The sequence below is a fragment of the Pseudomonas sp. DWP2-2 genome (assembly GCF_049897065.1).
GTDB lineage: Bacteria > Pseudomonadota > Gammaproteobacteria > Pseudomonadales > Pseudomonadaceae > Aquipseudomonas > Aquipseudomonas paracarnis.
On sequence record NZ_JAFCVN010000001.1, the window covers coordinates 708,552 to 733,856 of the forward strand.

A 25,305-nucleotide genomic window follows, 5' to 3' on the forward strand; every position below is an offset into this window, starting at 1 on the left:
AGTCGTACCTGGCTTCACCGGCTGGTCTTTTGCATTCGGCTTCACCGACTGATCCGTCGTACCTGGCTTCACCGGCTGGTCTTTTGCATTCGGCTTCACCGACTGATCCGTCGTACCTGGCTTCACCGGCTGGTCTTTTGCATCCGGTTTCACCGCTTGATCAGTCGTACCTGGTTTCACCGGCTGGTCTTTTGCATTCAGCTTCACCGCTTGATCAGTTGTAGCTGGCTTCACGGGCTGGTCTTTTGCCTCCAGATCAGGCGTAACACTTTTCCCCAAAAGCATCTCCCGCATGGATTTGAAGAACTGCTCGAGCATGTCAAATACTCTGGTGAGCGCCGTCGCACTCACCATGACCTCACTGTTTTCATTGCGTGCAGATGCGGGGTTGAGGTTGAAATGGGTCGTCGGAGGTTTAGGTTGCATGTCGACTTTCAACGGGGTCGGCAACTGCCCGCTCAGAGGTGATGTATCAACTTTGACAAAGGGCGAATTATTGACAGATAGAGACATTCATAAACTCCTTAATCGGCGCCACCTGACTCCGTTAAATGGCCAGGGAAGCAATAGCCTTAATGAACTGCAAGCAACAACACTGCCTGACAGCTGCTAATTTGTGGGAGTTAACGCTGACCAGTTCCTAAAATCGCGCGTCATATAAAGAAACCAAACCAAATTTTCAGACTTTGCCTCGTGCTTTTTAAAGAACACCTCGATTTGCCGCCCCCGAATGTGTGCGTGGCAGAAATACAGATTAATAACTCACCTGAAACGCAACTTGTCGATACAATTCAAAACGCCGCGTAACCGCCCACTTTGATATTTCGCGCGAACATGTAAGACACAACCAGAACCACGCAACCGAAGACATATATTTATAAATAAACTTACACAGAGAAACTTTTGAATTTAAAAAACCTATAACGTGCCTGTTTATTACCGAGCAACATTCAAGCTATGTGAGAACAAACTGCGAGCGCTCTATAAAGGGCGTCAAGTTCAGCCATAGATAATCCCAACAAACAAAAAAATGCCCCATATCTCTCAATATGGGGCATTTTTTGAAACAGGACGCCGACTCAAATAATGTTGCACCCACCATCAACGGACATTGAAGCGTTACAACTCATAACGTTGCCGGTTGTGGGTGAGGCATGCCAAGCAAGCGGCTAACCTGCTCCAATGCGGTTTCACGACGCAGGGCCGTAAACAGTTCGACCGCCTCCGGGTAATTACGCGTCAACATCGCCAGCCATTGCTTCAAACGGCCCGGCGCCTGCTTTTCAGTCAACTGGGCTACCGATTGACGCCAGAACTCGTGGAGCATGGGTTGCATCTGCGCCCAGGTCATCTCCACTACTTCTTCGCCAGCGCGCGCAGCAGCGATTTGCCGGGCCAGGTCAGGCCGCGCGACCAAGCCGCGTCCCAACATGATGTCTTCTACGCCGCTGATTTCCCGGCACCGCCGCCAATCTTCAACACTCCATATATCACCATTGGCAAACACTGGCACCTTCACCACGTCTTGCACACGCGGGATCCACTCCCAATGGGCGGGGGGCTTATAGCCATCGGTTTTGGTACGCGCATGTACCACGATATGCGCCGCACCACCTTCTGCCAGGGCCGTTGCACACACCAACGCGCCATCCGGGCTGTCGAAGCCCAGGCGCATCTTGGCGGTCACCGGGATATGGGCAGGTACGGCACGGCGCACATGTTCGACGATCTGGTTGAGCAGCTCCGGCTCCTTGAGCAGCACCGCACCGCCGCGGGACTTGTTGACGGTCTTGGCTGGGCAGCCGAAGTTCAGGTCGATGACTTGCGAACCCAGCTCGCAGGCCAAGGCGGCGTTCTCCGCCAGGCAAACCGGGTCGGAGCCCAGCAATTGCACACGCAACGGCACGCCCGCAGCGGTGTGCGCACCGTGCAGTAGTTCCGGGGCGAGCTTGTGGAAATAGGCAGGTGTGAGCAGGCGGTCGTTGACCCGGATGAACTCGGTCACGCACCAGTCGATACCGCCCACGTGGGTCAACACGTCCCGCAGGATGTTGTCGACCAACCCCTCCATGGGCGCCAAAGCAATTTGCATGGAAAACACTCAACAAAAATCGTGGCGCAGTTTACTGGGTTTCCTGCGGCAACCGTTAACCCCCTGTCAGGGCGGGGCCGTAACCTTCAATAAACTCGGCGGGCATACGCTTGGGCTTGCCGCTGGACAACTCAATACATACGAAGGTTGTTTGCGCACGCAGCAGGGTCGCGCCGTCACGGGGGCGCACAAGCTGGAAACGACGGGTCATTTTCAGGCGTTGGTCCCAATCGACGATCCAGGTGGCCAGTTGTAACTCATCGCCCTCATAGCCTGCCGCCAGGTAGTCGATCTCATGGCGCACCACGGCCATGGCGCGGTCCAGGCGGCGGTATTCGGTGAGGTCCAGCCCCAGGCGCTGCGAATGGCGCCAGGCGCAACGCTCCAGCCATGAGACGTACACCGCATTATTGGCGTGCCCCAGGCCGTCGATGTCCTCAGCCGTAACCTGCAGATCAATGATGAACGGCGTTGCCAAATCCCAGCCCATGCCTTGCTCCAGTCGATTGATGTCGGCGGGGCAGTGTATCAGGCGCTTTGGCGCTCCTGTAGACGGCAGCCGGCCAATAGGGCGAGTACAGCGTCGATGACCTGCGGGTCGGCCAGCACTTTCTGGTGGCCACCCTGCTCCAGGCGCAGCAGGCGGCTGTCGAACCAGGCTTCGTAAATGGCTTGAGCCGCCCTGACCGGAACGAAGGTGTCGTCTTCGGCGTGCACGATCAGGCCGGGAATGTTCAGTTGGTAGTGGGCCACGTCCAGATGCTTGAGCGGCATGCCCATGCTCAACTCCACCTCTTGGATAAAGGCTGAGCGCGCCCGTGGCGGCAAGCCGACCATGCGGGTGAACCCGCGTAGCACATCCAGAAAGCGCGACGGTGCGGCAATGCTGACCAATGCCTGCGTACACAACCCCAACTGCACCGCCAACATCGCACTGGCGCCGCCCATGGAATGGCCGACCACCGCATACAGCGGTGGCAGCTCGGCCGCCGCCTCAAGCATGGCGCGGGCAAACAGCAGCACATGGGCTTCACGCCCTGGCGAACGACCGTGGGCGGGACCGTCCAGGGCTATCACCGAATAGCCGTTGTCGACCAACGCCGTAATCAAACTGGCGAATTGAGTCGGGCGGCCTTCCCAGCCATGCATCAGCAGCACCGCCGGGCCATGCCCCCAACGCAATGCCGACAGGCCGAAACGCAGAGTGATGCGCTCCGAATGGCCCAACAGCGGCAACTCCCAGTCACGCGGCGGCAGATCGCGCGGGGTCATGAAGGTGCGACGCATCTTGCTGGCGACCGCATGCGGCGCAAGGCGCCCCACCGTGCCATTGAAACCACGAACCCAGGTCAATGCGCCCATCTTGCATCCCCTTTTTCAGCGTACCGCCGACTTGGCCGCACGTATAACCCGATCTGATAACTCGCCGGGCCCGAGTGCCCGCGCCAGGGTCAGCCCCCCTACCATCAAGGCCATGTCCGCCAGGGCCTTGTCGATGTCTTCGGGGCTGCCGGCCAATTGCGCGGCCATCAACTCGACGTGCTCGTTCAAAACCTCGCGAAAAGCGTCCGGCAAGCGGCCCATCTCCCCCACCGTCGCGGGCAACGGGCAGGCCTGGGTCGTGGAGTCGCGGTGCTTGCGCGACAGATAAAACGCGGCGACCAACGTGCGGCGCTCTTCGCCGGTCAGTTGTTCGTCCAAGTCATCGATGGAGGCGCGACGCTGCGCCAGCAACTGGCTGAACGCTTCCAGCATCAGCGCATCCTTGCTTTCAAAGTGCGCATAGAAGCCGCCGACCGTCAGCCCCGCCGCCCCCATCACTTCGCCCACACTGGGCTCAGCCGGGCCACGCTGGATCAACGCCGCGCTGGCAGCCTGCAAAATACGTTCGCGGGTTTGCGCTTTTTTATCGCTCATCGAAGCCTCCGTCTTTCATGGGTTGAATATTATTACCATAATAATATTTGGCAAGCGATAAGCACGACCGCCGGTCAGAACAGAAAAATGGGTAATAAAGGAGGGAACTGGCTAAACGCCAGACAAACAAAAGGGCCATTCAATAATTGAATGACCCTTAAAAATCCCGCAGAGCGGGTAATCGTGGCGTCCCCTAGGGGACTCGAACCCCTGTTACCGCCGTGAAAGGGCGGTGTCCTAGGCCACTAGACGAAGGGGACACAAACCTTCTATACAACAGATCAGCGCTGAGAACTGATCGATCCAAGGACGGTGTGGCCGGAACCTTGAACCTGTAAAATTGGTGGAGCTAAACGGGATCGAACCGTTGACCTCTTGCATGCCATGCAAGCGCTCTCCCAGCTGAGCTATAGCCCCGGATTTTTCGTCTCGCGACGCAGCAGACCTTTCGAGCTGCTTGTTGAAACTGGCGTCCCCTAGGGGACTCGAACCCCTGTTACCGCCGTGAAAGGGCGGTGTCCTAGGCCACTAGACGAAGGGGACAAAACCTTCTGTACATCTGATCAGAGCTGAGACCTGATCAATTCAAGGACGGTGTGGCCGGAACCTTGAACCTGTAAATTGGTGGAGCTAAACGGGATCGAACCGTTGACCTCTTGCATGCCATGCAAGCGCTCTCCCAGCTGAGCTATAGCCCCTCATCGGTGAGGACGGGGCGAATCTTAATGGTGGTTTGGAAACGTGTCAAATTTATTTTCAACAATTTCCAAAATTTTTTGCCGGGATAACAATCACTTACCGACGAAACCCCGGAAAACCAGGGTTTCGTGCCCTAAGCGGCCTGCTTAGGCGATAGCGCCCAGCAGCTTTTCCCATTCCTTGTTTTCTTTCTTCGACACACCACCAAGCAAATCAAGGGCTTGGCGCAGACGGAAACGGGTCAGGTCCGGGCCGAGAATTTCCATCGCATCGAGCACCGACACCGAACTGGCCTGCCCGGTGATGGCGGCAAACATCAGCGGCATGGCATCGCGCAGTTTCAGCTCAAGGGATTCCACCACCGCCTGGATGGTCGCGGTAATCGCATCCTTCTCCCACTGACGCAGGCTTTCAAGCTTCCACAGGATCAACTGCATCAGCTGGCGAACCTGGTCACCGGAGAGCTTCTTCGACTCGAACAGCTTGGGATCGGGATTCACGCCGCCAGCAAAGAAGAAATTGGCCAAGGGTGCGACCTGGCTGAACGTCTCTACCCTGCCCTGCACCAGTGGCGCTATCTTCATCATGTACTCGGGGTTCAACGCCCACTGCTGCACACGGCTGGCGAACTCTTGCACCGGCAGGTCACGCAGCCACTGGCCGTTGAGCCACGAAAGCTTCTCGACATCGAAGATCGGGCCGCCGAGGGAGACGCGGGACAGGTCGAAGTTGTCGACCATTTCCTGCAACGAGAACTTCTCGCGCTCGTCCGGCATCGACCAGCCCATGCGGCCCAGGTAGTTGAGCATCGCCTCGGGCATGAAGCCCATGCGCTCGTAGAAGGTCACCGACGTGGGGTTCTTGCGCTTGGACAGCTTGCTCTTGTCCGGGTTACGCAGCAGCGGCATGTAGCACAGCTGCGGTTGCTCCCAGCCGAAGTATTCGTACAGCAGGATCAGTTTCGGCGCCGATGGCAGCCACTCTTCGCCGCGCAGCACATGGGTGATGCCCATCAGGTGGTCATCGACCACGTTCGCCAGGAAGTACGTCGGCAAGCCGTCGGTCTTCATCAGCACCTGCATGTCCATGCGGTCCCACGGGATCTCGACGTCACCGCGCAGCATGTCCGGCACCACGCAAACGCCTTCGCTTGGCACTTTCATACGAATGACGTGAGGCTCACCGGCGGCCAGGCGCGCAGCCACTTCTTCCTTGGACAACAGCAACGCACGACCATCGTAACGCGGGGTCTCGCCACGGGCCTGCTGCTCGGCGCGCATCTGGTCCAGTTCTTCGGCGGTGCAGAAGCACGGGAAGGCATGGCCCATGTCAACCAGTTGCTGGGTGTATTGCTTGTAGATGTCGCTGCGCTCGCTCTGGCGATACGGGCCATGCGGGCCGCCGACATCCGGGCCTTCAGCCCAGGTAATGCCCAACCAGCGCAAGGCATCGAAAATCTGCTGTTCCGACTCACGGGTGGAACGCAGTTGATCGGTATCTTCGATCCGCAGGATGAATTCACCACCATGCTGCTTGGCAAAGCAGTAGTTGAACAGGGCGATGTAAGCAGTACCGACGTGGGGATCCCCAGTAGGCGATGGCGCAATGCGCGTGCGGACGGTGGTCATGGCAGGTCTCGAATGGGCGATAAAACTGAAAATTGAAACAAGGGGCGAATGGTAACAGCCTGGGGGATATCTGGAAAACCGAGGCGCGGCCATCGCAGGCAAGCCAGCTCCCACATTTTGACCGCATTCACAGATCAATGTGGGAGCCGGGCTTACACGCGATGGGGCCAGCCCAATCAACGCAAATCAAACAGCCAGCAGGCGCTCACGCAACTTGCCAATCTCATCCCGCGTCTGCGCCGCCGCTTCAAACTCCAGATCCCGCGCCAACTGGTACATCTTCTCTTCCAGCTGTCGAATCCGCTTGGTGATCTCACTCGGTGAGCGCAGTTCGTTCTCGTACTTGGCGCTCTCCTCGGCGGCCTTGGCCATGCCCTTGCGCTTCTTGCTGCGCGAGCCCGGCACGGTGGCGCCTTCCATGATGTCGGCAACGTCCTTGAACACACCTTTGGGGGTAATACCGTGTTCCAGGTTGAACGCGATCTGCTTGTCGCGACGACGCTGGGTCTCGCCAATCGCACGCTCCATGGAACCGGTGATGCGGTCCGCATACAAGATCGCCCGCCCATTGAGGTTACGCGCCGCTCGGCCGATGGTCTGGATCAGCGAGCGTTCGGAGCGCAGGAAGCCCTCCTTGTCCGCATCCAGGATCGCCACCAGCGACACTTCCGGCATGTCCAGGCCTTCACGCAGCAGGTTGATCCCCACCAGCACATCGAAGGTGCCCAGGCGTAGATCGCGGATGATTTCCACGCGTTCTACGGTGTCGATGTCCGAGTGCAGGTAACGCACGCGCACGCCGTGGTCGGCCAGGTAATCAGTCAAGTCTTCGGACATGCGCTTGGTCAGGGTGGTGACCAGCACCCGCTCTTCCAGGGCCACGCGCTTGTTGATTTCAGAGAGCAAGTCGTCGACCTGGGTCAGCGCCGGGCGAATTTCGATTTCCGGGTCCACCAGGCCTGTGGGACGTACCAGTTGCTCGATGACGCGGCCCGCATGTTCGGCTTCATAGTTGCCGGGCGTCGCCGACACGAAGATGGTCTGCGGGCTGATGGCTTCCCACTCGTCAAAGCGCATTGGCCGGTTGTCCAGCGCCGACGGCAGGCGGAAGCCGTACTCCACCAGGGTTTCCTTACGTGAGCGGTCACCCTTATACATGGCCCCCACCTGCGGCACGCTGACGTGGGATTCGTCGATCACCAGCAAGGCGTCCGGCGGCAGGTAGTCATAGAGCGTCGGTGGCGGCGCCCCGGAGTCACGGCCCGACAGGTAACGCGAGTAGTTTTCGATGCCGTTGCAGTAACCCAGTTCCAGGATCATCTCCAGGTCGAAGCGAGTGCGCTGCTCCAGGCGCTGGGCTTCCACCAGCTTATTGTTGGAACGCAGGTATTCCAGGCGCTCGGCCAGCTCGACCTTGATGCCCTCGATGGCGCTCATCAGGGTTTCGCGCGGGGTCACGTAGTGGCTTTTCGGGTAGAAGGTGAAGCGTGGCAGCTTGCGGATCACCTCGCCGGTCAATGGGTCGAAGGCTGACAGGCTTTCGACCTCATCATCGAACAGTTCGATGCGGATGGCTTCCAGGTCGGATTCGGCCGGGTAGATGTCGATCACATCGCCGCGCACCCGGAAGGTGGCGCGGGCGAAGTCCATGTCGTTACGGGTGTACTGCAGGCTCGCCAGACGGCGCAGCAGTTCGCGCTGATCGAGTTTATCGCCGCGATCGACGTGCAGCACCATCTTCAAATAGGTTTCCGGGCTACCCAGACCATAGATGCACGACACCGTGGTGACGATGATCGCGTCTTTGCGCTCCAGCAGTGCCTTGGTGGCCGACAGCCGCATCTGCTCGATGTGGTCGTTGATCGACGCATCCTTCTCGATAAAAGTATCGGACGACGGCACATAGGCTTCGGGCTGGTAGTAGTCGTAGTAGGAAACGAAGTACTCCACCGCGTTGTTGGGGAAGAACGCCTTGAACTCACCGTAGAGCTGCGCCGCCAGGGTTTTGTTTGGCGCCAGCACCAGGGTCGGGCGGTTGGTCTGGGCGATCACATTGGCGATGCTGAAGGTCTTGCCGGAACCGGTCACCCCAAGCAGCGTCTGGTGCGCCAGGCCGGCCTCGATGCCTTCGACCATCTGACGAATGGCTTCCGGTTGATCGCCGGCGGGTTCAAAACGGGTAACGAGCTGGAAATCCGACATAACGTACCTCGTGAAGTCACCCCAGACTCGACACCGCCAGGGACGAAATAGCTCAGCAACCCGCGATTAGTCATCGCAGGTTGCAGGAAAAAACCATGATAGCTGTAGAAGTGGTGTCGAATGTGACGGGTTTCAAGGCCGTCTTCCTACACGACCTTTATCGTCAATGTTGCAATAAGACTAACGGTCAGCAAATAAACCGAAAAACTTGGCCGAAAAGCCGTTTCCGTTGTCGCTCTCAGCCGTGATGGCCTCTATACTAGCTCCCCGTTTGTGCACCGCTCTAGTGCATTCGGCTGGAGCGCGACACGTCCCTCCTACCCCCCATAGAGCTGCCGCAAAAATGAGCCTGTTCTCCGCTGTCGAAATGGCACCACGCGATCCAATCCTGGGCCTCAACGAAGCATTCAACGCCGACACACGAACCACCAAGGTGAACCTTGGCGTGGGCGTTTACTGCAACGAGGAGGGGAAGATTCCACTCTTGCGTGCCGTTGCCGAAGCGGAAGCCATTCGTGTGGCGCAACATGCCGCCCGAGGCTACTTGCCAATCGACGGCATCGTGGCGTACGACCAGGCCGTGCAAAAGCTGCTGTTTGGCGCTGAGTCGCCACTGTTGAGCGCAGGCCGTGTGATTACCGCCCAGGCCGTGGGCGGCACTGGCGCGCTGAAAATCGGCGCCGACTTCCTCAAGCAACTGCTGCCCAACGCCGTCGTCGCCATCAGCGACCCAAGCTGGGAAAACCACCAGGCGCTGTTTGAAAAAGCCGGTTTCCCGGTGCAGACCTACCGCTACTACGACGCCGCCACCCACGACGTGAACCGTGCCGGCCTGCTCGAAGACCTCAACGCCCTGCCGCCACAGTCCATCGTGGTGCTGCACGCTTGCTGCCATAACCCGACCGGCGTCGACCTCAGCCCGGCCGACTGGCAAAACGTGCTGGACGTGGTCAAGGCCAAGAACTTGGTGCCGTTCCTCGACATGGCCTACCAGGGCTTCGGCGATGGCATCCACGAAGACGCCGCCGCGGTGCGCCTGTTCGCTGAGTCGGGCCTGACCTTCTTTGTATCCAGCTCGTTCTCCAAGTCGTTCTCGCTGTATGGCGAACGCGTAGGCGCGCTGTCGATCGTCAGCGAGTCCAAGGAAGAAAGCGCGCGCATCCTGTCTCAGGTCAAGCGTGTGATCCGCACCAACTACTCCAACCCGCCGACCCACGGCGCAGCCATCGTCGCCGCCGTACTCAACAACCCGGAACTGCGCGCCCAGTGGGAAGCCGAACTGGCCGAGATGCGCCTGCGCATCCGTGGCATGCGCGAGCAGATGGTGGCCGAACTGGCCAAGGCTGCTCCAGGCCATGACTTCAGCTTCGTCGGCCGCCAGCGTGGGATGTTCTCCTACTCCGGTTTGAGCGTTGAGCAAGTCACCCGCCTGCGCACCGAATTCGGGATCTATGCGCTGGATACCGGTCGCATCTGCGTGGCGGCGCTGAACCAGTCGAACATTGGTGCAGTGACCAAGGCGATTGTGCAGGTGCTGTAAGAGAGCACACGTTATACGAAGGGGGAAGCCAATGGCTTCCCCCTTTTTATTGGCGAACACACTAGACTGAACATCGACTGCCCCCTTGCTGTGAGAGCTTTATGAGAAACGACGACCTGGATCTGCGCGCCGACCGCGACGAACTGCACGACTACGCCCCACGCGCACCGCAAGCCAAGCGGCAGAAGAGCTTGGTGCTGCAGGTAGCGCTGGGAGTATTCCTCGGTGGGTTGGCGTTATGGCTGGTACAACTGGGCGCGACGGCAATCATGGCCAAACTGGCCATGGGCACCCTGCAATTTGGCGGCTGACCCGCTCTCCTGTAGGAGCGAGCTTGCTCGCGAAAAACCCAAAGACACCGCGTTCATCCAGAATGCCCGCGTTATCGTTAACGGTCTTCGCGAGCAAGCTCGCTCCTACAAAACCCGCGTTCTTCCAGCAGTTTTACGAAACTGTTCAAACTCTGCGACACCGTGCCCCGCCGCCAGATCAGCCAGGTATTCAAGATACGGAACGTGTCGGGCAGCGGCCACACGCTCACCGCCGCACACCCCGGCATACTCTCCAGCATACTGCGCGGCATCAGCGCCAGCCCGGCCCCGGCGCTGACACAGGCCAACATGCCGTGGTACGACTCGATCTCGAAGATCCTGCCCGGCACCGCGCCATCCTGTGAGAACCAGCGTTCGAAGTGATGCCGGTAAGAGCAGTTGGAGCGAAACGTATAGATGTTCTCGCCATTCACATCCTGGCCGCGGGTGATCGGCGCGTGATGCAGTGGCGCAATCACCACCATCTCTTCCTCGAACACCGCCACACCCTCCAGCGTGGAATGCAGCACCGGCCCATCGACAAAGGCCGCCGTCAGCCGGCCCGACAGCACGCCTTCGATCATGGTGCCCGAGGGGCCCGTGCTCAGGTCTAGCTCGACCTTGGTGTATTGCTGGTTATACGCTGCCAGTAACGCAGGTATACGGACGGCCGCCGTGCTCTCCAGCGAGCCCAGGGCAAAGGCGCCTTGGGGCTCCTCCCCCGCCACCGTCGCACGGGCTTCTTGCACAAGGTCGAGAATGCGCCGCGTATAGCCAAGGAAATTCCACCCGGCCGGCGACAGGCGCAGGCGGCTTTTCTCGCGGATAAACAACTCCACGCCCAGGTCCTGCTCCAGTTGTTTGATGCGCGTGGTGAGGTTCGACGGCACCCGATGAATCAACTGCGCGGCGGCGCTGATGCTGCCTTGCTCGGCAACGGCCTTGAAGATTTCCAGCTGCACCAGATCCAAATCATTCTCCAATCATGTACATGATCGTTCCCACGCTCTGCGTGGGAACGCTGCCTCGGACGCTCCGCGTCCGATCGTTGGCGCATAGGTCTTTGACGCGGAGCGTCATGGAATGCATTCCCACGCAGAGCGTGGGGACGATCTAACATTCTCGAATTGAGAACATATTACTTATTATTATTCAGTTTCCAGAAAACATACAACACCGTACGCTGGCCCTATTCCACTCATTCAGCCGGACGGTGCCATGAACAATGTTATCTCCCACCAGACCCACGCCCTGTCGATCAACCCCGCCAACGGCGAAACAGTCGGCAGCTACCCCTACGAAAGCGCAGAACAACTGAACGCCGCCCTCGCCCGCTCGACCACTGCCTTCCGCACCTGGCGCCGCACGCCTGTGAGCCAGCGCGCCGAATACCTGCTGGCCCTGGCTGCCGCCCTGCGTGAGCAAGCTGAAGAGATGGCGCAAATGATCACCCTGGAAATGGGCAAACCCATCGCCCAGGCCCGCGCCGAAATCGAAAAATGCGCGCAACTGAGCGAATGGTACGCCGCCCACGGGCCGGCCATGCTCGCCCCGGAGCCCACCCTGGTGGACAACGGCAGCGCCCGGATCGAATACCGCCCACTGGGCCCGATCCTCGCGGTAATGCCGTGGAATTTCCCGGTGTGGCAAGTGCTGCGCGGCGCGGTGCCGACCCTGCTCGCCGGCAACACCTATGTGCTCAAACACGCGCCAAACGTGATGGGCAGCGCCTATCTGATCCAGCAAGCGCTGCGTAAAGCCGGTTTCGCTGAAGGCGTGTTCGAAGTGATCAACGTCACCCAGGAGGGCGTGTCCGCTGCCATCGCCGACCCACGCATCGCCGCTGTGACCCTCACCGGCAGCGTGCGCGCAGGCATCGCCATCGGCTCACAGGCCGGGGCCGCATTGAAGAAATGCGTGCTGGAACTGGGTGGCTCCGACCCGTTTATCGTGCTCAACGACGCCGACCTCGACGCCGCCGTGCAAGCCGCGGTCATCGGCCGCTTCCAGAACAGCGGCCAGGTCTGCGCCGCCGCCAAGCGCTTGATCATCGAAGCGGGCGTGGTTGAAGCCTTCACCGCCAAATTCCTTGAAGCCAGCCGCGCCCTGGTGATGGGCGAGCCCACCGCGGACGCCACCTATATCGGCCCCATGGCGCGCTTTGATCTGCGTGACGAACTGCACGGCCAGGTCCAGGCGACCCTGGAAGAAGGCGCCACGCTGCTGCTGGGCGGCCATAAAGTCGCGGGCGCGGGCAATTACTATGAACCGACCATCCTGGCCGACGTCACCGACCACATGACGTCGTTCAAACAGGAACTGTTCGGCCCCGTGGCATCGATCATCACCGCCCGCGACGCCGAGCACGCCGTGGCGCTGGCCAATGACAGCGAGTTTGGCCTGACCGCGAGCATCTTCACGGCCGATTCCGCAAAGGCGCGGGCGATTGCCGATCAGTTGGAAACCGGCGGGGTCTTTGTCAACGCGTTCAGCGTGTCGGACCCGCGGGTGGCATTTGGCGGCGTGAAGAAAAGCGGGTTCGGCCGCGAGCTGTCGCACTTCGGCGTACGCGAGTTCTGCAATGCGCAGACGGTATGGCTGGATCGTAAGTAGCCTGCCAGCATTGGCGCTTCAACAATTAATATGCCGTCGCACGCACTGAACCAACCCGTCCAGTGCCGGGGGATTCACCGGCGCGAGTACACAGACTGTGTGCTCGCGCTCGCCCTCCGCTACTGTCAGGGTGTAATGCACTCGGCCTGGGTTGCCAGGCTCGGGATCGGTGCTTTGCGGCAACTGGAAAAAATCGCACGCTTCAATCAGTTGCCGCAACTCCTGCTGGTCGGGCTCGGGCAACGCGTCCAACTCTACCGTGCGCGGCTTGGCCAACCCCGGAAAAAACGCCGGTCCGCCGCTTTCCTTGATTGAAATTCGCATGGCTGTTCCTCGCCGCGCAGGCGGCTTCGTCAAACGTTTATACCTACCGCTTTCCAGCCTTCCTTGACTGCCTTGTGCTCAGCTTTGTTCACACCATAAAGCTGACCGGCAATATCGTGGGTAATGCGCGCAAAACGCAAAAACCCGGAATTGGGCCGCAGCCGCGAATCGCGCAGTGCGTCATACCAGATACACCCGGCACGCTCCCAGGCGAACCCGCCAATCCGGGTGGCCACCTGATAGAACGCGTGGTTGGGAATGCCGGAATTGATATGCACCCCGCCATTGTCCTCGTAAGTTTGCACAAAATCATCCATGTGCCCAGGCTGTGGGTCTTTGCCCAGCAGCTTGTCATCAAACGCAGTGCCTGGCGCCTTCATCGAGCGCAGCGCCGTGCCCTTGATCTTTTTGGTAAACAGCCCCTTGCCGATCAACCAGTCGGCGTCCTCGGCCGTTTGCTTCAGCGCGTACTGCTTGATCAACGAGCCAAACACATCCGACAACGACTCGTTCAGCGCACCGGATTGATTGAAATACATCAGCTTGGCTTCATCCTCGGTCACGCCATGGGCCAACTCATGGCCAATGACGTCGAGTGCCACGGTAAAGCGGTTGAACAACTGCTGGTCGCCATCGCCGAACACCATCTGGGTTGAGTTCCAGAAGGCATTGTTGTAGTCCTGGCCGAAGTGCACCGTGGCGTCCAGCGCCATGCCCGCATCGTCGATGGAATTGCGATCGAATACCTGGTCAAAAAAATCGAAGGTTGCGCCCAGGCCGTCATAGGCTTCGTCTACTGCGGCATCGCCACTGGCGGGCTGCCCTTCACCGCGAATCAGCTTGCCGGGCAGGCTGTCGGTGTTTTCGGCGCTGTAGATCGAGCGTTGCTTCTCGGCGCCCACGGCCAGTGCCATGCGGGCCGGGCCCTTGGCGGGTACCGCGACCATGCGCAACGAGCGGAACGTGCTGTCCTTGGCACGCGTGCGTAATGCGACTTCCCGTTGGGCTTTGTCGCCGTGGCGGGCGATCTGGTCGAGCATGTACGGCGGGATCAGGCAAAAAATCGGGTTGCGCGGTTGGCGAACACACATGAGCTGGCTCCTTTTTGGCGTGTGATGAACGTCCGGGTAACGGTTTTCAGGATAGTCCTGAGTTAGCCACCTGGGCCAAATTGTCATGGTTTTGTGTTTCAGTGGTGTTTATCCCAGGCCCATAAGGAACATGCCCATGCCCGCCCGCGCAGCCAACATCGACCTTTCCCACCGCCCAAGGCTTGCCGACCTGCGCCCATTGGTCGCGGCCAGCCCCACCCTGCTGGAAGCCAGAGCCGCGACGCCGCGCGTCACCGCGGCCAAGGACCTCAAAAACCGCGCTGGCTATGCCGACGACTTCCTCAGCGACTTCGTGGTGCCATGGCCCACGGTTGACCAGCCACTGGCGGGCGATGTGCAACCCAAGCGCCTGGACTACACGCATTTCTCCATCACCATGTCGCACGCTCGACGACTGGCGCTGTACGTGGGGGTGAATATCGATGGCGCCAAGCATGTGGACATCACGCGCAGCAACGACACCTGGGCCTACGATGGTCGCCTGCCCCTGGAGGCGCAGGTAGGTGAAGACCTTTATGCCGGCAATGGCCTGGACCGTGGCCACCTGGTGCGGCGCCAGGACCCCAACTGGGGCGATGAGGCCAACACCGCCAACTTCGACACCTTTCACTTCACCAACTGCTCGCCACAGATGAGCGGCTTCAACCAGAAGACCTGGCTGGAGCTCGAAGACTACATTCTCGACAACACCCAGCGCTGGAAAGCCCGAGCCACGGTGTTTACCGGGCCAGTGTTCGCCGATGACGACCGACTGTACCGTGGCGTGAAAATCCCCAAGGCGTTCTGGAAAGTAGTGGCCTACCTCAGCGACGATGGCAAGCCGTCCGCCAGCGCCTACATGATTGACCAGAGCCGCGAACTGGGCCAACTCGACCTGGTATTCGGCCCGCTTCGAACCTACCAGCGCAGTGTGATTGCGATCGAACAATTGACCGGTATCCGCTTCGCCAACCTGGCCGACTACGACGGCTTCAGCAACGAAGAGCGCGCCACAGGCACCCGGATCGAAGCGCTGATCCGCGGCCCCCAGGATATTCGGCTCTGACGCTTCTTTTGTAGGAGCGAGCTTGCTCGCGAAGCACCTGAGAACGCCGCGGCGCATCAGGCTCCCCGCGTTATCGTTGACGACCTTCGCGAGCAAGCTCGCTCCTACAGGGGGTGATCGCTTACCATACCGCCGCCGGTTCCCGTATGGGACTAACAGGGAATTCGAAACGCCGCACGCGACGTGAAACGAAACTGCCCCCGCAACTGTAGATGCCGAGCCTGCCCTTGAATGCCACTGGACCACGTCCGGGAAGGCGGGGCATGGCGACGACGCATCAGTCAGGAGACCTGCCGGCCCAGCTAACTCACTAACCGGCGGGGTGTCCGGGAAGGACATCCTGGCCCTGCGCATCAGCAGCCTCCATGGGCGTATTTCCGAGCCGTACCTCCCCTGCTGCACCTACGGTTCACAAGGAGATCGCCTCATGCTGCCACGCGTTACCGCCCTGATCGCAGGCTTGGGTATGTGTGCCCTGGCGCAAGCCGCGCCCACTCAGTACCCGCTGACCCTGCAAAACTGCGGCAGCACCCTGACCTTCCAGCACGCCCCCGCCCGCAGCGTCACCATCGGCCAGGCCGCCACCGAGATGCTGTATGCCCTGGGCGTGGGCGACAAGGTGGTCGGCACTTCGCTGTGGTTCAACAACGTGGCGGCGCAGTACAAGGCCCAGGACGATCACATCGAGCGCCTGGCCAACAACGAGCCCAGCTTCGAAGCCGTACTCGCCAAGCGCCCGCAACTGGTGGCCGCCGAGCTGGAATGGGTGGTGGGCCCCCAAGGCGTGGTCGGTACCCGTGAGCAGTTTCATGAACTGAAGATCCCCACCTACCTGTTGCCGTCCGATTGCGAAGGCAAGGACAACCTGGTCGGCGCCGACGGCACGCGATTGGAGCCCTTTCGCATCGAGACGATCTACCAGAGCCTCCAGCAACTGGCGCAGATTTTCGACGTGCAGGATCGCGGCCAACAACTGACCGACGAACTCAAGGCGCGCCTGGCCAAGTCCGTCGCCACGGCCCAGGGCAAGGGCTTGCAGCAAGCCAGCGCACTGGTGTGGTTTTCCAGCGCCGAAATGGCCAGCGACCCTTACGTAGCCGGCCACAAAGGCGTGCCGCAATTCATGCTGCAAACCCTTGGCTTGCGTAACGTGGTGCAGTCCGATGAGGAGTGGCCTGCCGTCGGCTGGGAAACCATCGCCAAGGCCAATCCCACCTTCCTGGTGATCGCACGCATGGATCGCCGTCGCTACCCGGCCGACGACCATGAAAAGAAACTCGCCTTCCTGCGCAGCGACCCCGTGACCCGCAACATGGACGCAGTGAAGAACAACAGCATCATCATCCTCGACGCTCTGGCCTTGCAGGCGAGCCTGCGCACCTTCGAGGGCCTTGAACAACTGGCGGCCGCCATTGACGGCTACCACCTGGGCCAATGATGCGCACCCTACTCGCCCTGGCGTTGCTGCTGCTCGCCCTGCTCGCTGGCGTCGCCATCGGTGAAACCGCCATCGAACCGCAGGTGGTGCTGCAGGTGCTCGCCAATAAACTCTGGGGCGCCGGCTACGTACTGGACCCCATCGACGAAGGCGTGGTGTGGAACTACCGCCTCACCCGTGCCCTGGTGGCCGCAGCTTGCGGCGCAGGGTTGGCGACGTGCGGCGTGATCCTGCAATCGCTGCTGCGTAACCCGCTGGCCGACCCGTACCTGCTGGGCATCAGCGCCGGCGCGTCAACCGGTGCGGTACTCGTGGCCTTGATAGGCGTGGGCGGTGGCCTGGTGTCGTTGTCGGCGGGCGCGTTTGTGGGGGCGATGGCGGCCTTTGCGCTGGTGACTCTGCTCGCACGAGCCAGTGGATCGTCCAGCGGCACCGGGCAGATTATCCTCGCGGGCATCGCCGGTTCACAGTTGTTCAATGCCCTGACCGCGTTCCTGATCACCAAGTCGGCCAGCTCCGAACAAGCCCGCGGCATTATGTTCTGGCTGCTGGGCAACCTCAGCGGCGTGCGCTGGCCGTCGGTGTGGTTGGCGGTGCCGGTGGCGGTCGTGGGGCTCGCGGTGTGCCTGTGGCACCGGCGTGCACTGGATGCGTTCACCTTCGGCAGCGACTCGGCAGCCTCCCTCGGCATCCCGGTGCGCCGCGTGCAATTTGTGCTGGTGGCCTGCGCCGCGCTGGTGACGGCGGTGATGGTATCCATCGTCGGCTCCATCGGGTTTGTCGGCTTGGTGATTCCCCATGCGGTGCGCCTGTTGCTTGGCACCGGGCATTCGCGTTTGCTGCCGGCCAGTGCCTTGGGTGGCGCGCTGTTTTTGATCGCTGCGGACGTGCTGTCGCGCACCTTGATCAAGGGCCAGGTGATTCCGGTGGGTGTGGTCACCGCATTGGTGGGCGCGCCAGTGTTTGCGCTGATCCTGATTGGCCGGAGGAATGCGCGATGAGCGTACTCAGTTGCCGCGGCCTGGGCTTCAAAGTGCGTGAGGCGCAGTTGCTGCGTGACATTGACCTGGACGTGCGGTTGGGTGAAACCCTCGGTATCGTCGGGCCCAATGGCTCGGGCAAATCCACCCTGCTCAAATTGCTGGCCGGTTTGCGTGTGCCAGCCAGCGGCGAAGTTCGCCTGGGTGGCAAGCGGCTCGGTGAGTTGTCGCGCCGCACCATCGCGCAGCAATTGGCGGTTGTGGAGCAACAGGCCGACACCGACGACGCCATCCGCGTGTTCGACGCCGTGGCCCTGGGTCGCACGCCGTGGCTGTCGGCATTGAGCCCCTGGTCGCGTGAAGACGATGCCATCGTGCACCAGGCCCTGCATGACGTAGACGCCACCCACCTGAGCCAACGCGCCTGGCGCAGCCTCTCGGGTGGCGAACGCCAGCGCGTGCACATCGCTCGCGCCCTGGCGCAACGCCCGCAGATTTTATTGTTGGATGAGCCGACCAATCACCTGGATATCCAGCATCAACTGGCGATCCTCAAAGGTGTGCAAGGCTTGCCGGTGACCACCTTGATTGCCCTGCATGATCTGAATCAGGCGTTGACCTGTGATCGCCTGGCCGTGCTGGATCGCGGGCAACTGGTGGCCCTGGGCGCGCCGCTGCAAGTGCTGACGCCACAGCGCTTGCAAGAGACCTTCGGCGTGCAGGGGCATTACCTGACGGACCCGTTCGACGGCGCGCAAATCCTGCGCCTGCGCTCCAACTGAACCTGTAGGAGCGAGCTTGCTCGCGAAAAACTTCCAGGCGCCGCGTTCATCCAGAAAACACGCGTTATCGTTGACGTTTTTCGCGAGCAAGCTCGCTCCTACAGAAGTTGGTGCATATGGGTTGTCTGCCAGATCGGGTCGGCCTCGACATCCACCACCTCGAACCCCTGCCGCTGCCAGAAATCAATCGCACCGGGCAGAAACGGATGGGTATGCAGGTACATCATCTCCACGCCATCCGCCCGCGCCAGCGCTTGCAGCGAGCGGTATAACCGGCCCGCCAGGCCCGAGCGTCGCGCTGCCGGGAGCACATACAGGCGCACCACTTCCACCGTCTTGCGCCCCTGAAAGTTCAACTGCGGGAAGCGGCCGTCGTAGGGCCGATAAGCCACCGAGGCAACGATCCGGCCTTCGGCACGGGCAATCAAAAATCGCCCGCCGCCCTCAAGGTAGATGGCTTCAAACTGCGCCAGATCGTGGGGAACACCGGTGGCACTGAGCGTGGGAAACAGTTCCTCACGCGCCTGCAAAGCGAAGCTCAGCACCTGGGGAATGTCAGCGGCCTGCACCGCCTCGATACTAACGCTCATCGCCAAGGATGCGGCTCGTTATCCATTGGCGAGCGTAAGCCAACACGCGATCGGCCATCGCCACCGGAAAGTGAATAAACCCGTGGGCCGCTTCCGGCAACAGATGGGCCTCAACCTTCGCCCATCGCTCGGCAATCAGCAGGGTGTCATCCTTGAGCGGGTCCAGTTCGCCCACGAACATCAACGCTGGCGGCAGCCCTTCAAAGTCCCCATACAAGGGCGACAACGGTGGCTGTCGACGCGTCTCGTCGCTGATCCCCGGCGTCAACAGGCTCAGCGCCTGAACCATGCCCGGCCCGTCCAGTAACAAGGTGTCCGGCCCAGCAGTGCGCACACTGGGGGTGCTGGTCAAATCGTAGACGCCGTAATACAACACCGCGCCGCTTACCCGCTGGAGCAACTCGGGCCATTGCTTGAGCGCCAACAAAGTGGCCGCCGCCAGGTGCCCGCCGGCCGACTCACCGACAAAAAACACCGGCAGGCCGGCAAACTCCGGGCAGTCCGCCAACAGCCAGCGCGCAGCCGTCAGGCAGTCATCCAGCAGCCCTTCGATCGGCGTATCCACCGCCAGCCGATAATCCACCGACACCACCGCCACGTCGCACGCGTTGACCATGCCAAGGTTAAGGTCGTCATCCATTTGCGCATTACCGATCACCCAGCCACCGCCGTGGATATCCAGCACCACGCCTCTTGGCGGGCCAGCGGGGCGCAGGATGCGCAAAGGGATCGCCCCGAGCATTTTGCGTTCCGCCAGCGGCGCCTTCTTGAAGGTCTGGCTGGCACGCAGCAGCGCCTGGATCAGACGCGGCATCACGCGGTTGCGGACCTTGAAGCGCGGCATCCACGCCAGTTTGCGATTGAAGCGGCGCATCTGGGCCAGTTCGGGCTCGCTGGCGGGCCAATGCTGGTAGGCCATCAGCGATTATTACGCAGGATCGAGAAGTTCAACGCCGCGGCCACGCACAGCCACGCCAGGTACGGGAACAGGATCAGGCCGGTGATCAAATCCAGGCGAACGGCCAGCACCACCATCGCTGCCACGGTGAGCCACAAGAGCACGATAATCACCATCCCGGCGAACAACCGATGGGCACCAAAGAACACCGGCGTCCACAGGGTATTCAACGCAATCTGCGCCGCCCACAGGGCCAACACCATTTCGCTGCCGGGGATCAGGGTCAAGCGGTAACCAGCCCAGGCCAACAGCAGGTAGATGATCGTCCATGCCACCGGGAACAGCCAATTAGGCGGGGTGAAGCTGGGCTTGACCAGGGATTCGTACCAGGCGCCGGGTTTGAAGATCACGCCAGTGCTGGCGGCAGCGGCGCAGGCGAGCAGGAAGATGAAAAAGGTCATGGTCGGTCCTTGAGGTCCAGTGGATGGAAAACAGTACACTGCTTTTAAGTGACTCGAACAACCGCGGATAAATTCAATGGGGCGGCAAAATACCCGCGCTTCTACGCGTCATGAAAATTGGTTATGGTCGGCAACATCCAGCACCGTTGCCCGAGACATCCCCTTGCCCCAGCTTGCCGATCACCGCAGCCGCCCCTGGTCAGTGTTCCTGATTTTCCTGCGCCTGGGCCTTACCTCCTTCGGCGGGCCGATTGCACACCTGGGTTATTTTCGCCAAGAGTTCGTCACCCGCCGCCGCTGGCTCAGCGAGCGCAGCTATGCCGAACTGGTCGCGCTGTGCCAGTTCCTCCCAGGCCCGGCCAGCAGCCAGGTCGGTATCGCGTTGGGCCTGTCCCGCGCAGGTTACCGGGGCGCGGCGGCAGCCTGGGCCGGGTTCACCTTGCCGTCGGCCATCGCCCTGATCCTGTTTGCCCTGGGGCTGGCCCACTACGGCAGCGCCCTGCCCCCTGGCGCGCTGCACGGCCTTAAGGTGGTCGCCGTAGCCGTGGTGGCCCAGGCCGTGTGGGGCATGGCGCGTAACCTGTGCCGAGGTGTTTTACGGGTGGCGTTGATGTTGATCGCCGCCTGCGTGGTGGTGCTGCAACCCTCCGCCTGGGCTCAGGTCGGGGTCATGGTGGTCGCAGGCGTGGCTGGCCTGCTGTTGTTCAAGCCCGAGAGCAGTGCCGAGCCCGACGCCCTGCCCATCGCCATCAGCCGCCGTGCCGGAGCCCTGTGGTTGATGCTGTTTTTGCTGTTGCTGGTGGGTTTGCCGATCCTCGCCGCATGGGCGCTCAACCCCACACTGGCGCTGGTGGACGCCTTCTACCGCACCGGCGCACTGGTATTCGGCGGCGGCCACGTAGTGTTGCCGCTACTGCAAGCCGAAGTGGTGCCCAGCCAATGGGTCAACAACGATGTGTTCCTCGCCGGTTACGGCGCCACCCAGGCCGTGCCCGGCCCGCTGTTCACCTTCGCCGCCTTCCTCGGCGCCTCGATGACCCACGCCCCGAGCGGTTGGCTTGGCGGAGTAATCGCGCTGCTGGCGATCTTCGCCCCGTCGTTCCTGCTGATCTTCGGCGCTTTGCCCTTCTGGGCCAACCTGCGCAGAAGCCCACGTACCCAGGCCGCACTCGCCGGGGTGAACGCGGCGGTGGTTGGCCTGTTGTTGGCGGCGCTGTACCAGCCGGTGTGGACCAGCGCGATTTTCAACGGCTACGACCTCGCCCTGGCGTTGCTGGCACTGGTCGCGTTGATGGTGTGGAAACTGCCGCCATGGCTGGTAGTGATAAGTTGCGGCCTACTCGGCACGTTACTGTAGGAGCGAGCTTGCTCGCGAAAAACTCACGGGCGCCGCGTTTAATCTGAAGGCACGCGTTATCGTTAACGATTTTCGCGAGCAAGCTCGCTCCTACAGCATTGGGGCTCAGCCCGGCTCGACTATCTTGAGCCACGGCCAACGCGCCTGATAACTCCTGGCCTTGTGCAAAAACAGCTCCGGCTCCGGATGCAAAGGGTTGATACGCAACACCCCCTGCTCCACATCTTCCAATCCATAAGGCGCATACACCTCACCGCAAGCGATATCCAGCGCAATGCACGTGCCCGCCACCAGGTAACGGTCAACCCCCTGCCGAGCCGAATGCAACTGCGGGTAAGGCCGGCCAAACCGCTGACCATACCAAAGGTGCACCCGCGCCTGATTCCTGACCTCCACATTCACCCCCAGGTCTTGGAACAGCCCCTGCGCCGCACGAATTACCGCGTCTTCCGCCTCGTAGGACAGGTCCTCGTCAAAGTAAAAAACGTCGTAATCCTTCACGCCCTGAGCCGCCGGCAGATTCGCCTGATGGTTCCACACCGCCTGGAACAAACAGCCCGCCGTGAGCATGCACTGCTGCACACCCAGATCCGGCAAGCGCGCGGTGAGTTGCGCATTGATAGGGTTGGCCATGGCCAATTCGAGCAGGGTGTCGACCGTCAATGTCATGTTCAGTCCTCCATAATCTGGCGCAACAATACCACCCCAACATGTCACTTCTGTAGGCGCGGGCTTTTAACACCGAAACGAATCAGAAGTTTGACGAAATCACCTCGCGCCCTGCGCACAACTCGGCGCGAAGCCGAACAAATGAAACCAACATGAAGAATGCCCCCACTTGCTTGTAAAGCAACTTTACGCAGCACTACCCTTACAGGCCTTACCTCAGCTGCCCCCACTGAAATTGATCAGGACACCGGCTAAATGGAGTTCGCCCCTTGCACGCTCCCAAAGGTGCGTATCGCGATACCTGCAACGCCTTCTCACGCCAAAAGTATGAAGGCCGAGAGCGCTGCATAAATGTGTCTAACTTTAACGCCGAGCATCTAAACCCACGTCGTTGATGACACCGGCGTAGTGCCGTCATCGTTTTCGGCGCAGATAGAGCGTAAAGGTCAATTCAAGGAGAATGACAGTGAAGTGGATGGATGATGTGCTGGACACGATCGACAATGCCCGAACCGAAGCTGAATTGTTGGCTCGGATCGTCAGCACGGCAAAACACCTGGGGTTCGACTATTGCGCCTATGGAATCCGAATCCCTATCCCCGTCACCCGCCCCAAAATCGTGATGAGCAATAATTTTTTGCCTTCATGGCGACAACGCTACGCCCACTGCAAATACATCGCCGTGGACCCGACGGTACAGCACTGCACGAAATCGACGATACCGATTGTCTGGGACGAGCAAATGACCCGGCAAAACCCGCAGATGTGGGAAGAAGCCCGTGGCGCCGGGCTGGCCCATGGTTGGGCGCAATCCTGCCTGGACGGCCGCGGCAGCGGCGGCATGCTGACACTGGCGCGCTCCAATGACCCTATTACGGCCCAAGAGCTTGCCGCCAATCAAAAATACATGCGGTTTTTGGTGCATGTCGCTCATCAGGGGTTCTTGCGCGTGCTGACGCCGCACTGGCAGTTACCGCAGGAAAAAACCCTGTCGCAGCGTGAATGTGAAGTGCTCAAGTGGGCAGCCGACGGCAAGACCGCCCACGAGATCGGTTTGATCCTCTCGCTATCGCGGGAAACCATCAAGTTTCACCTGCGCAATGCAGGCTCGAAACTGGGCGTGCATAACTGCACCGCTACCGTCGTGCGCGCCACTTCACTGGGCTTGCTCGTCTGACACATACCTGATTGGCGCACCCCTGATGCGTTAATGCCGCTCAGTGTGAACAACAACAATAATACGCGCACCCTCACGACACACCTGCCCAAAAGAGCAGTACCTAAGTGTTCGATTATTCTGCCGAATGGCCCCTCGTTTTTTTGCCGAGGGTTCCTCATGTATATAACCACGGGTACGCGCCTGACATTACCGACCGAACTGTGGCAGGCCCTGTTGCTGTATCGCTATCGCGTATTTGTCGAAAAACTTGGGTGGCATCTGGACTGTGCGGTCGGTGAGGAACTGGACCAATTTGACCGCGACGACACGGTGTACGTAATCGCCCGTCAAGGCCCACACATCGTCGGTGTGGCGCGGCTGCTGCCCACGCACAAGCCCTATCTGCTCAAGGAAGTGTTCCCCCAGGTGCTGGGTGGCCAGGTACTCCCTCATTCTGCGCACATCTGGGAAATCTCCCGGTTTGCCGCCGTCGACCTGCAACAACAGACCTTCACGGGCCACTCCCTGTCATCGCCCAACGCCGTGGCGCTGCTGCACGAAGTGCTCACGGTCGCCGCTTGCCACAAGGTTCGCCAATTGATCACGGTATCGCCGCCGGGAATTACCCGCTTGTTGCGCAACGCGGGTTTCGACGCTCATTGCGAGGGCAAGCTCACCGTGATCGACGGGCACAAGATCATGGCCAACTGGATCAGTGTGCCGCCCTGCCTGGCTGATCGAGAAGTGGCCTGAAGCAGCGCAAATGGCCTGCCGCTGCGGGCAAGTCGGCCGAGCCGACTCCCCAAAAGGTTAGGTTACAACCTCAGGCGCCTGCTCTTAAATAACGCTGCATCGGCATTCCAACCGACTATAAATGGGACACACGATCTACATGAAAAAAGTCATTGTCATTTCTGGCCATCCTGATCTTTCGGTTTCCCGCGTCAATACCGCGATCATGGGCAAGATCAGCCAGCGTGGCGTCAAGGTCCATAGTCTGGCCAGCGCGGTGACGCCCACCGGGTTCGATATGGGTGCAGAGCAGGCATTGCTCAATGCCCATGACCGCATCGTGTTGCTGTTCCCGTTGTACTGGTATTCCTGCCCGGCAATCATGAAACAGTGGATCGATGAAGTCTTCACCCCCGGCTATGCCTACGCACGCGGCGGCGACAAGCTCAAAGACAAGGAATTCATGATCATCACCACGGTGGGTGCGCCCTCCTCCGGCTACCGCGCTGGCGGGTTCAACCGTTACACCCTGGATGAATTGCTCAGGCCGTTGCAGCAGACGGTGGCGTACGTCAAAGGCATCTACCTGCCTGTGGTCGGGATTTACGAATCGGTGTTCATCGATGACGAATCAATCGACGTCACCGCTCGGAATGTCGCCGCACAAGTGATTGAGGACCAGGCCAGCGCCGACCAACTCTACGAGAACATGCTGTTGCAGGCCGAGCAGGCACAAATCGCGCTGCTGCAATAAGG

At 60.5% G+C, this 25,305-nt stretch carries 24 protein-coding genes, 4 tRNA genes, 1 pseudogene and 1 riboswitch; of the genes and pseudogenes, 11 read left to right on the forward strand and 18 right to left on the reverse strand.

What is annotated here, in order from left to right; translation table 11 throughout:
- The 11 genes and pseudogenes from ACP7CZ_RS02995 to uvrB form a co-directional block, all read right to left on the reverse strand.
- Positions 1-513 (reverse strand): annotated as a pseudogene (locus ACP7CZ_RS02995) (hypothetical protein); the annotation flags it as partial.
- 613 nt (positions 514-1,126) lie between these two features.
- Entirely contained in the window at positions 1,127-2,092 is a 966-nt protein-coding gene (locus tag ACP7CZ_RS03000) for a tRNA dihydrouridine synthase (RefSeq protein WP_054898571.1), read from the reverse strand.
- A gap of 55 nt (positions 2,093-2,147) precedes the next feature.
- Positions 2,148-2,582 carry an acyl-CoA thioesterase gene (locus ACP7CZ_RS03005; protein ID WP_054921656.1) on the reverse strand — a complete coding sequence of 145 codons (435 nt, stop codon included), beginning with the start codon at positions 2,580-2,582 and terminating at the stop codon, positions 2,148-2,150.
- Positions 2,583-2,620: 38 nt separating this feature from the next.
- A complete protein-coding gene (locus ACP7CZ_RS03010) occupies positions 2,621-3,454 on the reverse strand; it encodes an alpha/beta hydrolase (protein ID WP_294172378.1) in 834 nt (277 codons plus the stop codon).
- A gap of 15 nt (positions 3,455-3,469) precedes the next feature.
- On the reverse strand, positions 3,470-4,009 hold the full coding sequence (locus ACP7CZ_RS03015; protein ID WP_054898574.1) for a TetR/AcrR family transcriptional regulator: 540 nt from the start codon (positions 4,007-4,009) through the stop codon (positions 3,470-3,472).
- 184 nt (positions 4,010-4,193) lie between these two features.
- Positions 4,194-4,269 (reverse strand) — tRNA-Glu (locus ACP7CZ_RS03020).
- 81 nt (positions 4,270-4,350) lie between these two features.
- Positions 4,351-4,426 (reverse strand) — tRNA-Ala (locus ACP7CZ_RS03025).
- A gap of 50 nt (positions 4,427-4,476) precedes the next feature.
- Positions 4,477-4,552 (reverse strand) — tRNA-Glu (locus ACP7CZ_RS03030).
- A 79-nt stretch (positions 4,553-4,631) separates the two neighbouring features.
- Positions 4,632-4,707: transfer RNA gene (locus tag ACP7CZ_RS03035), tRNA-Ala, on the reverse strand.
- A gap of 147 nt (positions 4,708-4,854) precedes the next feature.
- On the reverse strand, positions 4,855-6,336 hold the full coding sequence (gene gltX, locus ACP7CZ_RS03040; protein WP_294164785.1) for a glutamate--tRNA ligase: 1,482 nt from the start codon (positions 6,334-6,336) through the stop codon (positions 4,855-4,857).
- 186 nt (positions 6,337-6,522) lie between these two features.
- Positions 6,523-8,538 (reverse strand): excinuclease ABC subunit UvrB, encoded by a 2,016-nt coding sequence (gene uvrB, locus ACP7CZ_RS03045; protein ID WP_057977608.1) that lies wholly within the window; start codon positions 8,536-8,538, stop codon positions 6,523-6,525.
- 343 nt (positions 8,539-8,881) lie between these two features.
- Here uvrB and ACP7CZ_RS03050 point away from each other — a divergent pair, with 343 nt between their 5' ends.
- Positions 8,882-10,078: an amino acid aminotransferase gene (locus ACP7CZ_RS03050; protein WP_116666536.1), complete on the forward strand. Its 1,197-nt coding sequence runs from the start codon at positions 8,882-8,884 to the stop codon at positions 10,076-10,078.
- Between the two features lie 101 nt (positions 10,079-10,179).
- Complete coding sequence (locus tag ACP7CZ_RS03055) at positions 10,180-10,389, forward strand: hypothetical protein (RefSeq protein WP_005789784.1); 210 nt, start codon at positions 10,180-10,182, stop codon at positions 10,387-10,389.
- Between the two features lie 77 nt (positions 10,390-10,466).
- On the opposite strand, the gene ptrR is transcribed toward ACP7CZ_RS03055, so the two are convergent.
- Positions 10,467-11,360 (reverse strand): putrescine utilization regulator PtrR, encoded by an 894-nt coding sequence (gene ptrR, locus ACP7CZ_RS03060; protein WP_054898576.1) that lies wholly within the window; start codon positions 11,358-11,360, stop codon positions 10,467-10,469.
- A gap of 247 nt (positions 11,361-11,607) precedes the next feature.
- Here ptrR and ACP7CZ_RS03065 point away from each other — a divergent pair, with 247 nt between their 5' ends.
- A complete protein-coding gene (locus tag ACP7CZ_RS03065) occupies positions 11,608-13,002 on the forward strand; it encodes an aldehyde dehydrogenase family protein (RefSeq protein WP_054898577.1) in 1,395 nt (464 codons plus the stop codon).
- 18 nt (positions 13,003-13,020) lie between these two features.
- Here the strand turns inward: ACP7CZ_RS03065 and ACP7CZ_RS03070 are convergent, their stop codons facing one another.
- Positions 13,021-13,326: a protealysin inhibitor emfourin gene (locus ACP7CZ_RS03070; RefSeq protein ID WP_034126226.1), complete on the reverse strand. Its 306-nt coding sequence runs from the start codon at positions 13,324-13,326 to the stop codon at positions 13,021-13,023.
- 29 nt (positions 13,327-13,355) lie between these two features.
- Positions 13,356-14,417, reverse strand: a complete 1,062-nt coding sequence (locus ACP7CZ_RS03075) for a M4 family metallopeptidase (protein ID WP_294164833.1) — start codon at positions 14,415-14,417, stop codon at positions 13,356-13,358.
- A 136-nt stretch (positions 14,418-14,553) separates the two neighbouring features.
- On the opposite strand from ACP7CZ_RS03075, the gene ACP7CZ_RS03080 reads away from it, so the two are divergent.
- From ACP7CZ_RS03080 to ACP7CZ_RS03095, 4 genes are all read left to right on the forward strand, one after another.
- Positions 14,554-15,483 (forward strand): DNA/RNA non-specific endonuclease, encoded by a 930-nt coding sequence (locus ACP7CZ_RS03080; protein WP_181125230.1) that lies wholly within the window; start codon positions 14,554-14,556, stop codon positions 15,481-15,483.
- Positions 15,484-15,602: 119 nt separating this feature from the next.
- Positions 15,603-15,795: riboswitch (cobalamin riboswitch) on the forward strand.
- 115 nt (positions 15,796-15,910) lie between these two features.
- Positions 15,911-16,921 (forward strand): ABC transporter substrate-binding protein, encoded by a 1,011-nt coding sequence (locus tag ACP7CZ_RS03085; protein WP_294164836.1) that lies wholly within the window; start codon positions 15,911-15,913, stop codon positions 16,919-16,921.
- The gene (locus ACP7CZ_RS03090; protein WP_014719175.1) at positions 16,918-17,922 is read left to right on the forward strand and encodes a FecCD family ABC transporter permease; all 1,005 of its coding nucleotides are present in this window, start codon (positions 16,918-16,920) and stop codon (positions 17,920-17,922) included. The genes ACP7CZ_RS03085 and ACP7CZ_RS03090 overlap by 4 nt, the downstream gene beginning before the upstream one ends.
- Positions 17,919-18,683, forward strand: coding sequence for an ABC transporter ATP-binding protein (locus ACP7CZ_RS03095; protein WP_294164838.1), 765 nt, complete (start codon positions 17,919-17,921; stop codon positions 18,681-18,683). Before ACP7CZ_RS03090 ends, ACP7CZ_RS03095 begins: the two co-directional genes overlap by 4 nt.
- 98 nt (positions 18,684-18,781) lie before the next feature.
- Here ACP7CZ_RS03095 and ACP7CZ_RS03100 read toward each other — a convergent pair whose 3' ends face one another.
- Genes ACP7CZ_RS03100 through tspO form a run of 3 tightly spaced genes read right to left on the reverse strand, consistent with a single transcriptional unit; the run spans position 18,782 to position 20,632 of the window.
- Positions 18,782-19,273, reverse strand: coding sequence for a GNAT family N-acetyltransferase (locus ACP7CZ_RS03100; RefSeq protein ID WP_294164840.1), 492 nt, complete (start codon positions 19,271-19,273; stop codon positions 18,782-18,784).
- The gene (locus tag ACP7CZ_RS03105) at positions 19,263-20,192 is read right to left on the reverse strand and encodes an alpha/beta hydrolase (protein WP_294164842.1); all 930 of its coding nucleotides are present in this window, start codon (positions 20,190-20,192) and stop codon (positions 19,263-19,265) included. Before ACP7CZ_RS03105 ends, ACP7CZ_RS03100 begins: the two co-directional genes overlap by 11 nt.
- Positions 20,192-20,632 carry a tryptophan-rich sensory protein TspO gene (gene tspO, locus ACP7CZ_RS03110; RefSeq protein ID WP_003192600.1) on the reverse strand — a complete coding sequence of 147 codons (441 nt, stop codon included), beginning with the start codon at positions 20,630-20,632 and terminating at the stop codon, positions 20,192-20,194. The genes ACP7CZ_RS03105 and tspO overlap by 1 nt, the downstream gene beginning before the upstream one ends.
- Positions 20,633-20,795: 163 nt before the next feature.
- Between tspO and chrA the strand changes: the two genes are divergently transcribed.
- A complete protein-coding gene (gene chrA / locus ACP7CZ_RS03115) occupies positions 20,796-21,989 on the forward strand; it encodes a chromate efflux transporter (RefSeq protein WP_072447910.1) in 1,194 nt (397 codons plus the stop codon).
- 105 nt (positions 21,990-22,094) lie between these two features.
- On the opposite strand, the gene ACP7CZ_RS03120 is transcribed toward chrA, so the two are convergent.
- On the reverse strand, positions 22,095-22,658 hold the full coding sequence (locus tag ACP7CZ_RS03120; protein WP_034126216.1) for a nucleotidyltransferase family protein: 564 nt from the start codon (positions 22,656-22,658) through the stop codon (positions 22,095-22,097).
- A 475-nt stretch (positions 22,659-23,133) separates the two neighbouring features.
- On the opposite strand from ACP7CZ_RS03120, the gene ACP7CZ_RS03125 reads away from it, so the two are divergent.
- From ACP7CZ_RS03125 to ACP7CZ_RS03135, 3 genes are all read left to right on the forward strand, one after another.
- The gene (locus ACP7CZ_RS03125) at positions 23,134-23,835 is read left to right on the forward strand and encodes a LuxR family transcriptional regulator (protein ID WP_230960017.1); all 702 of its coding nucleotides are present in this window, start codon (positions 23,134-23,136) and stop codon (positions 23,833-23,835) included.
- Between the two features lie 159 nt (positions 23,836-23,994).
- The gene (locus ACP7CZ_RS03130; RefSeq protein WP_294164848.1) at positions 23,995-24,570 is read left to right on the forward strand and encodes an acyl-homoserine-lactone synthase; all 576 of its coding nucleotides are present in this window, start codon (positions 23,995-23,997) and stop codon (positions 24,568-24,570) included.
- A 139-nt stretch (positions 24,571-24,709) separates the two neighbouring features.
- Entirely contained in the window at positions 24,710-25,303 is a 594-nt protein-coding gene (locus ACP7CZ_RS03135; RefSeq protein ID WP_057977592.1) for an NAD(P)H-dependent oxidoreductase, read from the forward strand.
- The last annotated feature ends 2 nt before the right edge of the window (positions 25,304-25,305 follow it).

What these genes read in the sequence shown, in the direction of transcription:
- ACP7CZ_RS03105 (WP_294164842.1), bottom strand. Translation starts at nt 20,192, where the DNA reads ATGGCCTACCAGCATTGGCCCGCCAGCGAGCCCGAACTGGCCCAGATG.
- ACP7CZ_RS03015 (WP_054898574.1), bottom strand. Translation starts at nt 4,009, where the DNA reads ATGAGCGATAAAAAAGCGCAAACCCGCGAACGTATTTTGCAGGCTGCC.
- ACP7CZ_RS03095 (WP_294164838.1), top strand. Translation starts at nt 17,919, where the DNA reads ATGAGCGTACTCAGTTGCCGCGGCCTGGGCTTCAAAGTGCGTGAGGCG.
- ACP7CZ_RS03070 (WP_034126226.1), bottom strand. Translation starts at nt 13,326, where the DNA reads ATGCGAATTTCAATCAAGGAAAGCGGCGGACCGGCGTTTTTTCCGGGG.
- ACP7CZ_RS03100 (WP_294164840.1), bottom strand. Translation starts at nt 19,273, where the DNA reads ATGAGCGTTAGTATCGAGGCGGTGCAGGCCGCTGACATTCCCCAGGTG.
- ACP7CZ_RS03005 (WP_054921656.1), bottom strand. Translation starts at nt 2,582, where the DNA reads ATGGGCTGGGATTTGGCAACGCCGTTCATCATTGATCTGCAGGTTACG.
- ACP7CZ_RS03135 (WP_057977592.1), top strand. Translation starts at nt 24,710, where the DNA reads ATGAAAAAAGTCATTGTCATTTCTGGCCATCCTGATCTTTCGGTTTCC.
- uvrB (WP_057977608.1), bottom strand. Translation starts at nt 8,538, where the DNA reads ATGTCGGATTTCCAGCTCGTTACCCGTTTTGAACCCGCCGGCGATCAA.
- ACP7CZ_RS03010 (WP_294172378.1), bottom strand. Translation starts at nt 3,454, where the DNA reads ATGGGCGCATTGACCTGGGTTCGTGGTTTCAATGGCACGGTGGGGCGC.
- ACP7CZ_RS03050 (WP_116666536.1), top strand. Translation starts at nt 8,882, where the DNA reads ATGAGCCTGTTCTCCGCTGTCGAAATGGCACCACGCGATCCAATCCTG.
- ACP7CZ_RS03000 (WP_054898571.1), bottom strand. Translation starts at nt 2,092, where the DNA reads ATGCAAATTGCTTTGGCGCCCATGGAGGGGTTGGTCGACAACATCCTG.
- ACP7CZ_RS03055 (WP_005789784.1), top strand. Translation starts at nt 10,180, where the DNA reads ATGAGAAACGACGACCTGGATCTGCGCGCCGACCGCGACGAACTGCAC.
- gltX (WP_294164785.1), bottom strand. Translation starts at nt 6,336, where the DNA reads ATGACCACCGTCCGCACGCGCATTGCGCCATCGCCTACTGGGGATCCC.
- ACP7CZ_RS03075 (WP_294164833.1), bottom strand. Translation starts at nt 14,417, where the DNA reads ATGTGTGTTCGCCAACCGCGCAACCCGATTTTTTGCCTGATCCCGCCG.
- ACP7CZ_RS03080 (WP_181125230.1), top strand. Translation starts at nt 14,554, where the DNA reads ATGCCCGCCCGCGCAGCCAACATCGACCTTTCCCACCGCCCAAGGCTT.
- ACP7CZ_RS03065 (WP_054898577.1), top strand. Translation starts at nt 11,608, where the DNA reads ATGAACAATGTTATCTCCCACCAGACCCACGCCCTGTCGATCAACCCC.
- ACP7CZ_RS03120 (WP_034126216.1), bottom strand. Translation starts at nt 22,658, where the DNA reads ATGACATTGACGGTCGACACCCTGCTCGAATTGGCCATGGCCAACCCT.
- tspO (WP_003192600.1), bottom strand. Translation starts at nt 20,632, where the DNA reads ATGACCTTTTTCATCTTCCTGCTCGCCTGCGCCGCTGCCGCCAGCACT.
- ACP7CZ_RS03130 (WP_294164848.1), top strand. Translation starts at nt 23,995, where the DNA reads ATGTATATAACCACGGGTACGCGCCTGACATTACCGACCGAACTGTGG.
- ACP7CZ_RS03125 (WP_230960017.1), top strand. Translation starts at nt 23,134, where the DNA reads ATGGATGATGTGCTGGACACGATCGACAATGCCCGAACCGAAGCTGAA.
- ACP7CZ_RS03090 (WP_014719175.1), top strand. Translation starts at nt 16,918, where the DNA reads ATGATGCGCACCCTACTCGCCCTGGCGTTGCTGCTGCTCGCCCTGCTC.
- ACP7CZ_RS03085 (WP_294164836.1), top strand. Translation starts at nt 15,911, where the DNA reads ATGCTGCCACGCGTTACCGCCCTGATCGCAGGCTTGGGTATGTGTGCC.